At 44.3% G+C, this 11,025-nt stretch carries 12 protein-coding genes, 1 pseudogene and 1 other annotated feature; of the genes and pseudogenes, 7 read left to right on the top strand and 6 right to left on the bottom strand.

Translation table 11 applies throughout. The features are described 5' to 3' along the window. The 4 genes from IM479_RS05150 to IM479_RS05165 form a co-directional block, all read left to right on the top strand. The coding region (locus tag IM479_RS05150; RefSeq protein ID WP_287684812.1) for an RNA-guided endonuclease InsQ/TnpB family protein at nucleotides 1-713 on the top strand (713 nt) is incomplete at its 5' end. Between the two features lie 61 nt (nucleotides 714-774). Further along, complete coding sequence (locus IM479_RS05155) at nucleotides 775-2,457, top strand: alpha/beta hydrolase (RefSeq protein WP_287684817.1); 1,683 nt, start codon at nucleotides 775-777, stop codon at nucleotides 2,455-2,457. Between the two features lie 127 nt (nucleotides 2,458-2,584). After that, nucleotides 2,585-3,136 (top strand): DUF2854 domain-containing protein, encoded by a 552-nt coding sequence (locus IM479_RS05160; RefSeq protein WP_287684813.1) that lies wholly within the window; start codon nucleotides 2,585-2,587, stop codon nucleotides 3,134-3,136. After that, nucleotides 3,137-3,898 carry a sulfite exporter TauE/SafE family protein gene (locus tag IM479_RS05165; protein ID WP_286825422.1) on the top strand — a complete coding sequence of 254 codons (762 nt, stop codon included), beginning with the start codon at nucleotides 3,137-3,139 and terminating at the stop codon, nucleotides 3,896-3,898. Between the two features lie 178 nt (nucleotides 3,899-4,076). Here the strand turns inward: IM479_RS05165 and IM479_RS05170 are convergent, their stop codons facing one another. Further along, entirely contained in the window at nucleotides 4,077-4,745 is a 669-nt protein-coding gene (locus IM479_RS05170; RefSeq protein ID WP_286825421.1) for a hypothetical protein, read from the bottom strand. A 163-nt stretch (nucleotides 4,746-4,908) separates the two neighbouring features. On the opposite strand from IM479_RS05170, the gene IM479_RS05175 reads away from it, so the two are divergent. Continuing rightward, nucleotides 4,909-5,610 (top strand): DUF3120 domain-containing protein, encoded by a 702-nt coding sequence (locus IM479_RS05175; RefSeq protein WP_287684814.1) that lies wholly within the window; start codon nucleotides 4,909-4,911, stop codon nucleotides 5,608-5,610. A 116-nt stretch (nucleotides 5,611-5,726) separates the two neighbouring features. Beyond that, nucleotides 5,727-6,764, top strand: a complete 1,038-nt coding sequence (locus IM479_RS05180; protein WP_502845712.1) for an adenylate/guanylate cyclase domain-containing protein — start codon at nucleotides 5,727-5,729, stop codon at nucleotides 6,762-6,764. A gap of 365 nt (nucleotides 6,765-7,129) precedes the next feature. On the opposite strand, the gene IM479_RS05185 is transcribed toward IM479_RS05180, so the two are convergent. The 5 genes from IM479_RS05185 to rplJ form a co-directional block, all read right to left on the bottom strand. After that, nucleotides 7,130-8,122, bottom strand: coding sequence for a 30S ribosomal protein S1 (locus IM479_RS05185; protein WP_004162767.1), 993 nt, complete (start codon nucleotides 8,120-8,122; stop codon nucleotides 7,130-7,132). A gap of 232 nt (nucleotides 8,123-8,354) precedes the next feature. Further along, nucleotides 8,355-8,870 carry a transcriptional regulator NrdR gene (gene nrdR, locus IM479_RS05190; protein WP_002757126.1) on the bottom strand — a complete coding sequence of 172 codons (516 nt, stop codon included), beginning with the start codon at nucleotides 8,868-8,870 and terminating at the stop codon, nucleotides 8,355-8,357. Nucleotides 8,871-8,997: 127 nt separating this feature from the next. Continuing rightward, nucleotides 8,998-9,093, bottom strand: a complete 96-nt coding sequence (locus IM479_RS05195; RefSeq protein WP_071823417.1) for a photosystem II reaction center protein T — start codon at nucleotides 9,091-9,093, stop codon at nucleotides 8,998-9,000. Between the two features lie 104 nt (nucleotides 9,094-9,197). Further along, nucleotides 9,198-9,590, bottom strand: a complete 393-nt coding sequence (rplL, locus tag IM479_RS05200) for a 50S ribosomal protein L7/L12 (RefSeq protein WP_002781111.1) — start codon at nucleotides 9,588-9,590, stop codon at nucleotides 9,198-9,200. Between the two features lie 43 nt (nucleotides 9,591-9,633). Beyond that, a complete protein-coding gene (gene rplJ, locus IM479_RS05205; protein WP_002737633.1) occupies nucleotides 9,634-10,182 on the bottom strand; it encodes a 50S ribosomal protein L10 in 549 nt (182 codons plus the stop codon). A 102-nt stretch (nucleotides 10,183-10,284) separates the two neighbouring features. Beyond that, nucleotides 10,285-10,402: a sequence feature (ribosomal protein L10 leader region), on the bottom strand. 500 nt (nucleotides 10,403-10,902) lie between these two features. Between rplJ and IM479_RS05210 the strand changes: the two are divergent. Further along, nucleotides 10,903-11,025 (top strand): annotated as a pseudogene (locus IM479_RS05210) (RNA-guided endonuclease TnpB family protein); the annotation flags it as partial.

Raw genomic sequence — 11,025 nt, forward strand, 5'->3', positions numbered from 1 at the left:
AATACTACGCTTCTATTTTAGTTGATGATGGATCAGAGTTGCCCAGTCAGTCATCGGACGGTAAAGCCATAGGAATCGATTTAGGACTTAATCATTTTGCTATTACCAGTAATGGCAGTAAATATGATAATCCTAGACATTTAGCCAAACATCAACGTAATCTAAAACGCAAACAACAAAAACTTTCTCGTAAAAAGAAAGGAAGTAACAACCGTCAAAAGGCTAGAGATAAAGTAGCTAAAGTTCACTCTAAAATCTCAAGATGTCGTGAGGATTTTCTCCACAAGCTATCCCGTAAGATAGTTAACGAAAACCAAGTTATTGCTGTAGAAAACCTCAATGTTAAAGCCATGGTACCCAATCATAATTTAGCTAAGGCCATTAGTGATTGTAGTTGGGGAATGTTTTGTACAATGCTTAAATACAAGGCAGAATGGCAAGGAAAAACCTATATTGAAGTTGATAGGTTTTTCCCTAGTTATAAGACTTGTCATGTCTGTCTAAATCAAGTGGGTAGTTTGCCGCTTGATGTTAGAAATTGGACTTGTGAGCATTGTCAGACAACTCATGACCGGGACATAAATGCGGCAATAAATATTCGAGATGAAAGCTTACGGATATTGTCGTTAGGAACTAGCGATACTGCCTATAGAGGGGATGTCAGACCAAAATCTGGGCGTAAGTCCGTCTTGAGGCAATCCCCCGTGAAATAGGAAGCTCTCAACGACCTTGAGAGTAGTTCACATATTGTCATTTACCCTAGCCAAAAACCGCATGATTAGCCATAGTTTACAAGGTCGTTTTCCCAGAAATAATTCCACCCGTCGGCTGCGAGCTTTCCTCCTAAGTCTTTTCGCTGTGGGTATGACCGCTTTACCCCTAAAAGCCGCTGAAGAAATTGAATTTGTCTATACTCCCCTCGTCTTTTCTGTATCAGTAGCATCCCTAGAAAATTTTGCTAAAGAAGGAAAGATTGATGCTAATTTAAAAAGATTTCTTGCCAGAACAACTCCCGAAGCAAGAGAGAAGTTTCGTGAGGCTTTATTAACAAAGATTGACATCGATCCTATTTTACTATCTCGTTTTTTTAATAGTGTGATGGGTGCTGATATGCTCTATCGTTTGGGCAAAGGCATCACCATTGAAGGGGGAATTAATGGTAAATATGCCCTGCGGGGTGCGCTTGTTAGTGCCGCTTTTGATCCAGGAGGATTAACCCTTTTAAATGTGCTGAAAAAATTCCCCAATAATATACAGTTACAGGGGGAAGAAATCCTCGGATTAGCTAAAACCATCGATTATGCGGTTTATGTGGCGGAAATATTTATCAAAGATATGCGCCTCTGGACTGCCGAGGAAACCGCTGCCGTTAAACCAGCGATTAATTATGCCAGTTTACCCGATTTGCGTCAGCGCGGTAGCTTTCAGGTAAAAAAAGAAGTTTGGAACCTAACCGATAGCAGTCGCAATCGCAGTTTATATGTGAATGTTTATATCCCGCAAACTTTCCGAGAAGGCAAAACACCTGTAATTATTTTTTCCCACGGATTAGCCTCGCGACCGGAAGATTATGCCCAAGCAATTGAACATCTAGCTTCCTACGGATTTTTAGTAGCGGCACCGCAACACCCTGGCAGTGATATGAAATACCTACAAGGAATGTTAGGGGGGTATTATCGCAATATTTTTGATGGCAATGAGTTTATTAATCGACCCAAAGATATTAGCTTTGTCATCGATGAATTAGCAAGACGTAATGCTAGTCAATTTCAAGGTAAACTTGACCTAACTAATGTGGGAGTAGCGGGTCATTCCTTCGGGGGTTACGCGTCTCTAGCTGTTGCCGGCGCACAAATTGATTTTGATAATCTCGCCCAAGATTGTAATCGTCCTTACTCCGGGATTAATATCGCTATTTTACTGGAATGTCGCGCCCTAGAATTGCCTAGACAGGTCTATAATTTTCGCGATGAACGAGTCACGGCTGTCTTTGCAGCTAATCCCGTTAACCGCAGTATTTTTGGGGAAAAAGGTTTAAGTAAAATCTCGATTCCTGTCCTCTTGGGTTCGGGAAGTTATGACCCGGCAGCTAATCCAATTTTTGAACAGGCCATTCCTTTTACTTGGTTAAAAACGCCGGATAAATATCTGGCCATGGTGGAGGGACAAGCTCATGTAAATTTTACAGAATTGGATGCAGGAATGCAAAAAACCCTCGAGTCTGTGGTCAATATCACTTTACCCGATCAAAATTTAATCGAGAATTATGCGGGAGCTTTATTGGTGGCTTTTTTTGAAGTTTATATTGCTGATAATGAAAAGTTTCGTCCTTTTCTTCTGTCTAGTTATGCAGAATATCTCAGTCAGGGAAAAAAGTTTAAATTAGACTTTATTACTGCCGCTTCTGACCAGAAATTATCTCAATTAATTGAGAAATTGCGAGTACATCGGCAATAGGCAATAGACACTAATTGCCTTCAGTAGCTAATAACTGAAAAATCTCCCCACTGCCCATCTGCAAAAAAGATTCTTTTGAGTTGTATAATCTCTAAAGGATTAGCGTACTCAAGAAAAAAATTATTTCATGCTCAGGAAAATTAGACTATCATACTTTGGCTTAATTTTAGGCAGTATTTTAACGGTTATCGGGATTATCGGTTATGCCCAAGGTAACGCCACGGTCAATTTAGCGGGGTTTTTCTACGGATTACCGTTATTATTGGGAGGTTTAGCCCTAAAAGCTTCAGAAATCAAACCTATACCCTTCAGTCAACCCACTAGCCCCGAAATCTTGCAATTGCGCCAACAACAGGCTACTATCACCCAAACCAAACTTCGCAAGGATGTCACCCGCTATCGCTACGGACAGGAAGTACATCTGGATGAAGCCCTAGAAAAGCTGGGATTAAGCCCCACGGACGAGGAAAGACCGACTTTAGTGGCAATTCGTGAAACTGCTGTTGATTCCGCCTATTGTCTCACCCTAGAATTTGAATCGCCCCTTTTACCCCTAGAAAAGTGGCTGGCAAAACAAGAAAAAATCGAAAGATACTTTGGACCGGGAATTAGAGCCGAAATTAAGCAAGTTGACGAGGAAAAAATTGATTTAGCCCTAATTACTATCCCTAACACCTAAATGCTCACGCCTATTCACTATGGCTTCCTAGCAATCGCTGCCGTGGCTGCCGGCTTAATTAATGCTCTTGCCGGTGGCGGTAGTCTGATTACTTTTCCGACGCTGATGGCGGTGGGTATCCCACCGGTAATGGCAAATGTGACTAATACCGTCGCTTTATGCCCCGGTTATCTGGGGGCAACTCTCGCCCAAAAAAAAGACCTGCACGGGCAACAAAAACGGATTCAGTTATTGCTACCATCGGCAGTTATTGGCGGCATTATCGGTGGTATTTTGCTGTTAAATAGCAGTGATCAAGTATTTGATCGCCTGATTCCTTTTCTGATTCTTTTAGCGGCAGCTTTATTGGCTTTTCAAGATACTTTACGCTCTTGGTTGCAGCGGCGACAGGGAGATAAAAAGGGCAATATCCCAGAAATTTGGGCGGTTTTACCCATCGCTCTCGCTTCAATTTATGGTGGTTATTTTGGAGCGGGTTTAGGTGTGATCGAATTGGCAATTTTGGGCTTATTTCTCAAGGATAATCTCACGAGATTAAATGCTTTAAAACAGTTGCTTTCTTTGGTGGTTAACGTGGCGGCATCTTGGTTTTTTCTCTTTTCTAATCAGGTATATTGGTCGGCGGCGATAGTGATAGCAATTGGCTCTTTAATTGGGGGTTTATTGGGTGGAAAACTAGCTAGAATTATCTCTCCTAGTTATCTGCGCTGGACTGTGGTAATTCTGAGTATTATTACCGCTACAGTTTATTTTCTTCGTTAACAAAATGTTTGTCAATAAGGTGTTTTATTAATGGAGATTGATAGATTTTTTCCTAGTTCTCAAACCTGTTCTAATTGTCTCTATCATACCAAATCCGCAAGGTGGGCGTAAGTCTATCTTCAGGCATTCCCCCGTGAGTTCAGAAGCCCCGACAATCTGGACCAGCGGGTAGTTCACCCTAAAAAGATTGTCCCACTTCTAAGACTTTCGTTTGCCCGTTGCGAGACAAAATAACCTGTTGACTACCAACTTCCACTAAAGTCCAACCGTTGATAAATTCCCCCGGAGAAATACGCATAGTTATCCCCTTATTATCAAATAAAGCCGAAGATCGATCGCCTAAATCCATCACCCCCACCAGGGTATTTTTAACCTGATTATTGGTAGGAATAACCGCTGCCAACGGCCGATTCACTTGGGGGGCAGCCGGTAATGGTGGCGCGGAAATGTCGGGATTTGGGGGTGTAACCGGGACAAGTTTGGCGGTAGTTGGAGGAGTTTGGGGATAAACGGGAACGTAAATTCTTTCTATGATCTGGGGACTATTATTAACCGGTAAATTAGCAGGGGGTGGTGGTGGAACTGTGGCTACCGGAGAAGGGTTATTTTGGGGATCAGGATCAGGATCGGGGGATGAAGTTTGACCTTGGCGATCGATAATAGCAAGGGATGATTGCAGATAGGCGATAAACTTTTGCTCTTCCTGGGAAATCGGGCCATTTTGAGAGACAGGGGCATTTTTTTGACTGATTAGCCATGCCACCACCCAACCTAGATAGACGCAAGCAATGACAAAAATAACTTTATCTAGGGGCATTCTCGGATTTTCTTCATGGCCCGCTGCCATATTTTTTGCACTCCTCGATCGCTGCTGTCGTTTCGATTCTAACAGGATAGCGCATTGCCAAAAACAATTTTTTAATTTCCCCAAATCCCCCTAGGGGGGATATAGTAGAAAGAGAATGATGTATCTTAATATAAGTAAAGTTTTGTAACAATTCTGAAATACTTTGCTCAACTCTACCCTAGTCCCCAGCAATTCCGATCGCCTGAAACCCCTAGTCCCTAACTGGGAAAAATGTCAATCCGTCTTTTGGACAGCAGCATTTCTGGTATCAGTCCCCGTGTTCGTACAAGCGCCCCTAGTGCGCTACTATCCCGAAATTAGCCTAGGTTTAACCGTTTTCTGGGTGGGTTTAGGGATTTGGCTGCTCAAACAAGCAAAAATCAGTCTTTGGGGGGATTTACTTTTGGGCTTTAGTTGGAGTTGGTTAGCCGGTTCTCTGTACTGGGGTTGGTGGCGTTGGGAACCCTTGATCCATATTCCCATGGAAGCGATCGGGCTGCCCTTTGTTCTCTGGGGATTATGCAAAGGTCGCGGCAAAGTGGGCAATCTTTTCTATCTCGGTTCTTTGTTAGGAACCGCCATCACCGACCTATATTTCTATCTAACGGGACTAATTCCCTACTGGCGACAATTGATGACCGTGGAACTAGACCCCAACCTAGTAGCACCGATATTTGATAACGCCTTGGCCCAAATTCAGACCCCCTGGGGCATCAGTTGGGCGATCGTGCTGCTCAACCTGCTCTTAGCGATCGGTATCTATCCTTTGCAAAAACGGTTATACTATTGGTGGGCATTTAGCGGAGCCGTATTGAGTACAATTTTAGTCGATGGTTTATTTTGGATTACCGCTTCTCTGGCCTAAGGGTTTTCCTGGCTAATTCCCATTTCTACCTACCTACTTAGATATATGAAAATGTCTGGAATGTGAGGTATAAAATGTGTAGTTACTATCACCCATCTATTACTGCTGATCTACCCGTGGATATACTAGGACAAAATCCTTATTTACTACTCCATACCGAGAAGGGAGAGCGTTTTTTCCCTCTCGTGGGGAGACCTTGCTGGACAATCGGACGGGGCAAAGATAACGATATCGTCATTAAAGATCACTGTATCTCCCGCAATCACGCTATTTTACAATCCACGGAAACAGGAGATTTTTATCTGATCGATCTCGGTAGTCGCAATGGAACTTTTGTTAATGGCAGAAGGGTAGCCATTCCCGTGACTATCCATGACAAAGATCGGATCACCTTTGGCAAAACCGCAGTGCAGTTCTATCGTCCTACTCTCACTAATATAGGCAAGCAACCGCGCAATTTAGAATGGGATACCCCCACCTCCCCCCTCCATGAACGTCGCTTAACATCGGTGATGGTGGTGGATATACGAAATTTTACGGCTTTAACGAGGCAATTAGACGAAAAAGTGCTTTCTTCTCTGATTGGCAATTGGTTTCGCCATGCCGGGAGTATTATCCGCAGTTCCGGCAGTTGGGTAGATAAATATATTGGTGATGCGATCATGGCCATCTGGTTTCACGGTCAACAGGAAGTCAATCAAGACGATATCTTGCAAATTTTCCAAGCAATTACCCAAATATACAAGATGACCCGCGCCTTAAGCGAAGAATATCCCTTACCCTTTACATTACGCATCGGTGCGGGAGTGAATACCGGTTATGCCATGGTGGGCAATACTGGCAGCGGTGAACATCCAGATTATACGGCGATCGGCGATACGGTCAACGCCGCTTTTCGTTTAGAGTCGGCTACTAAAGAAATGGGTAGGGATTTAGCTATCGGAACAACTACCTACAGTTATCTCATCGGTTTACCCCATCTCCACCAAGCTTTTGATCAACATACCGTCAGTCTGAAAGGATACGACGATAACACTATTACCTACGGAACCGCTTTCGATGACTTGGATCGTTTCCTCGATGCCAACAGTAGTGAGGAGATGACCGGAATTACAGGATTTGCCAGCAGTGTCGGTTTTCAGGATTTAAATTAAACGGGGAGCAGCCAACTTTTTTGCTGTGATCAGTAAACGTAATCAGTGAAAAGACAGTAGGAAACTTCTATTTAGGGTTTGCTGAATAAATCTAAAAACCTTGTTGGGTAAGAGTTTTAGACTTTTTTTCCCTCAAAAAGTGCCGATCATTGGAGTGATCGGGGGGAAAATTCAGGTACTTTTTCCCTGAAAATTAGGTAATTCACTCCCTCAAAATCAGTAAAACCCTACACCCTACACCCTACACCCCACCCCCACGAAAAACTTTTTGCCGCAAACCCTATTTAATACTGTACACTTAAAACTCAAATCTGATAACTGACGACTGATAACTGATAACTGATAACTGATAACTGATAACTGACCTACTCCTCGGTGGCAGCGAGAACTAAATCTTCCTCCTCCAAGGCGGGAGGACCTTCGATTTCTGCGACTACTTCCGAGACAGTGCGGCCTTCCGCTTCCGCTAGACGTTTTTCTCGGTATTTAATCGCCATTTCTTCCGCTTTTTCAAACACTAACGGGCGATTTTTCAGCATATCTCCTGGTTCGGGTTCTAATTGTTTAGTCGAGAGGGAAATGCGACCTCTTTCGGCATCGAGATCGATAATCATCACTTTTAACTCATCATTGACATTGAAAACCGTGTGGGGGGTGTCAATGTGATCGTGAGAGATTTCGGAAATATGCAGTAAACCACTGACTCCACCGATATCGATGAAAGCACCGTAGGGCTTAATTCCGCGCACGGAACCGATTACCACCTGTCCCACGGCTAAACCGTTCATCTTGCGTTCCACTAAAGCGCGACGATGACTTAAAACCAGACGGTTGCGATCCTCATCCACTTCTAAAAACTTTAAGGGCAATTCCTGACCAACTAAATCCTCTTTCGCCTCTCTGGTGCTAATGTGAGAACCGGGGATAAAGCCGCGGAGACCTTCAATCCTGACTAATGCCCCACCACGGTTAGTGGCAAAAACATTTGAGCGCACGGTAGCATCTTCTTTTTGCAATTGACGCACCCGTTCCCAAGCGCGCATATATTCAATGCGACGGATCGACAGGGTTAGCTGTCCATCTTCATTCTCGTCGGTAAGGATGAAAAATTCCCGTGTTTCGTTAGGTTGTAAAACTTCTTCGGGATTATCGACGCGGTTGATCGACATCTCCTGCACGGGGATAAAAGCGGCGGTTTTAGCACCGATATCGATGAGCGCTCCCCGGGGTTCCATGCTGAAAACAGTCCCAGCGACAACATCTCCCGGACTGAAATGATAATCGTATTTGTCTAGAAGGGCGGCAAAATCTTCATGGGTAAAGCCTATGTTTTTGTTTGCGGTTTTTTGGGTGGTCATGTACGTTGTTTGGGCCTCGGAATTTCCGTAGGTTTTTCCTCCTATGTGATGTACAGTTTCTAAAGAAAGGAGATACCTCCCAATTTAGTTTCTAGGCAGGGCCTAGGGGATGAACTGCCGCATCCGGCTTTCTTGCAGGCAATTCGCCTCAAGAATGACTTTTAAGAATCTAACCAGAGCTTGGGCTTTAAATAGCACAAGGGATCCTAATTATAACTGAATCGGGGACTATTTAAGATGAGGTGATCACGCTGGCTTCTTCCACTTGAGACCAAGAAGGATGAGCGCGTTCAATTTCGGAGGATTGCAGCAGCGCTAAAGCGGCGATAAAGTCTCTAATTCCCTGAAAATTGCCGTAAACCGAAGCAAAGCGCACATAGGCCACTTCCGATTCTTGCCGGAGGTATTCTAGGACTAATTGACCGATCTCCTGACTTGTTACCTCCCGTTTTGAGTCTTGCTGCAGACGGGATTCGATATCATTGACGATCGCCTCTAATCTTGAGGGGGGAATGCCGGTTTTTTCGCAGGCGCGGACGATACCCCGCAGCAGTTTGCAGCGATCAAAAGATTCCCGTTTACCATCTTTTTTAATCACCGTGATCGGCACGAATTCGATGCGCTCGTAGGTGGTGAACCGATATTTACACTGTAAGCATTCACGACGACGACGAATGCTCTGACCGTTTTCGGAGGAACGGGACTCTAAAACGCGACTATCGGTATGCTGACAATTAGGACACTGCATAGGAGGCGCTCGGTGAGGGGAACCTTTAATTTAAGCCTTTAAATACGAAAACCAGAGCCGCTAACCTGCTTTGGACAAGCGGGCGGCTCAGGGAAGAAAATTATTAAGTTAAACGGAGTTAAGAAATTTACTTTTGAATCCGGGGAGGTTCCCGGAAGGCGATGGCGAAGAAAATTACCGCCAAGGCCATAGTTAAAACCAAAATGTAAGCGACGCTTTCCATGGTTGGACATCCTACAAGATTGCTATGACAATCCTATAGTATCAGGAAATGAGCTTTTCGGCTTGTCTGGGGATGTAATCTAGATCCCCAGAATCAGTGGCGATCTATTTAACGCTAACTTTTGCCCCGGCATCTTCCAGTTTTTTCTTGACGGCGGCGGCATCATCTTTGTTGGTGCCTTCTTTAACCGCTTTGGGAGCTGCTTCTACCAGGTCTTTCGCTTCTTTGAGTCCTAAACCAGTCAATTCGCGCACTACCTTAAGGATAGCAATTTTCTTGTCGGCGGGAACTTCTTCAAGAACGACGTTAAATTCGGTTTGTTCTTCCACAGCTTCAGCAGCAGCCGCAGGAGCAGCCCCGGGGGCAGCCATAATTATGCCACCAGTTGGAGCGGCGGCACTAACTCCGAAGGTTTCTTCGATACCTTTGACTAATTCCGCAGCCTCTAAGAGGGTCAGGGTTTTGAGTTTTTCTAAGATTTCAGCTACAGCAGACATGGGTTAGACTCCTAATTGTTTTAAGTGATTGATTGGCGCGGTGTTAGGCCGCTTCTTTTTCTTCTTGACGGGCCACGGCATCGACGGCACGGGCCAAAGATGCGGGAACTTCGTTGATGCTGCGGGCCAGTTTGGTGGCAATGGCGTTGATTGCTCCAGCGGCCTGAGCGATTAACTGTTCTTTCGACGGTAAATCGGCGATCGCTTTGATCTGATCTTCTGTTAACAGTTGACCTTTGGTCCCTTCTTTGAGGACACCGCCGCGCAATTCGGTTTTTTTGCTTTCTTTTTTGAACTCTTGATAGGCCTTGAAAGCTCCACCGATATCCTCTTTTACGAGCAGAAAGGCGGATGTTCCCGATAAAAGGCTTTTCATCGGTTCCCAGCCACTATCCTCAGCGATCGCCAAGCCCATCAAAGTATTTTTGGTGACTTTACAAATCGTTCCCGTGGGGCGCAATTTGCGGCGTAGATTGCTGATTTCGGCGACGGTTAAACCTTGATAGTCGATGACCATCGTTAATTGAGCTTCGCTCAGGGAGGTTTTTAATTCTTCTAGAATTACTCCCTTGCTTTCTCTGCTTCTCCCCATCCCTTGTTCACCTCCTGTATGCGGGGGACCGGTTCCACAGACAGGCGCAAAAATAACCCCTTGTAGCGCCGGGGTTGAGTGGAGAGAATCCAGTTCAGGCACGACCAAGACAGAAAATATCTCTCTTTAGTCTTTTTGGCTGCTGTTTTCTCGCTTTGACCTCGGCAGGGTATTTAAGCTGTTTCGCACCTGCTGTCTTTGGCTTAAGCCAGTCTTTTATTATAACATTATTGCGGGATTTATGTCAAGCCCCAGGAAGGAGCGAGGGAGGCGATCGCATCTAAGACTAAATCCTGTTTTGAAAAGGTAACCGAAAAACTTTTTGCCGCAAACCCTACATATCAGGACAGGAACTCATGCAAGAGGCAAAAGGAGGAATAGATAATCGGTCTTTAATAACCGGATTTAGTCTGAGATCAAAAGTTTTCGTTTTCAGGAGTCGGTCGTTAATACAAAATTAGGTTACAGTTCTTGATCAGAAACGCTGTATCTAATTCAGTCTCAGGAGAAAGTCTTTCTGTTGATTGAGCTTTTTTAATCTAGCTTTTCAAGACGCAGAATCAGCTTGGTTCATTTGTTCGCTTGTGCCACTCTACTTTCTTCGCTTACCGAAATTTTGGGTTAAAGCCCCGTCCTTTTAGGACGGCTTTTTAAACTATATCTTGTTAACTTAACTTTTATTGTGCTATACTGATTTTGTCTAAGTACCCCCTGCGTAAAATGTTTGTCTTAGAGTTTAAAGTTAAAGCTAAAACTCAACAGTATCAAGCCATAGACGATGCTATTCGTACTGCTCAATTTATCCGTAACAAATGTGTAAGGTTATGGATGGATACAAAAGGT

It is taken from the genome of Microcystis sp. M165S2, from assembly GCF_020245885.1.
GTDB lineage: Bacteria > Cyanobacteriota > Cyanobacteriia > Cyanobacteriales > Microcystaceae > Microcystis.

What these genes read in the sequence shown, in the direction of transcription:
- IM479_RS05155 (WP_287684817.1), top strand. Translation starts at nt 775, where the DNA reads ATGATTAGCCATAGTTTACAAGGTCGTTTTCCCAGAAATAATTCCACC.
- IM479_RS05160 (WP_287684813.1), top strand. Translation starts at nt 2,585, where the DNA reads ATGCTCAGGAAAATTAGACTATCATACTTTGGCTTAATTTTAGGCAGT.
- IM479_RS05165 (WP_286825422.1), top strand. Translation starts at nt 3,137, where the DNA reads ATGCTCACGCCTATTCACTATGGCTTCCTAGCAATCGCTGCCGTGGCT.
- IM479_RS05170 (WP_286825421.1), bottom strand. Translation starts at nt 4,745, where the DNA reads ATGGCAGCGGGCCATGAAGAAAATCCGAGAATGCCCCTAGATAAAGTT.
- IM479_RS05185 (WP_004162767.1), bottom strand. Translation starts at nt 8,122, where the DNA reads ATGACCACCCAAAAAACCGCAAACAAAAACATAGGCTTTACCCATGAA.
- nrdR (WP_002757126.1), bottom strand. Translation starts at nt 8,870, where the DNA reads ATGCAGTGTCCTAATTGTCAGCATACCGATAGTCGCGTTTTAGAGTCC.
- IM479_RS05195 (WP_071823417.1), bottom strand. Translation starts at nt 9,093, where the DNA reads ATGGAAAGCGTCGCTTACATTTTGGTTTTAACTATGGCCTTGGCGGTA.
- rplL (WP_002781111.1), bottom strand. Translation starts at nt 9,590, where the DNA reads ATGTCTGCTGTAGCTGAAATCTTAGAAAAACTCAAAACCCTGACCCTC.
- rplJ (WP_002737633.1), bottom strand. Translation starts at nt 10,182, where the DNA reads ATGGGGAGAAGCAGAGAAAGCAAGGGAGTAATTCTAGAAGAATTAAAA.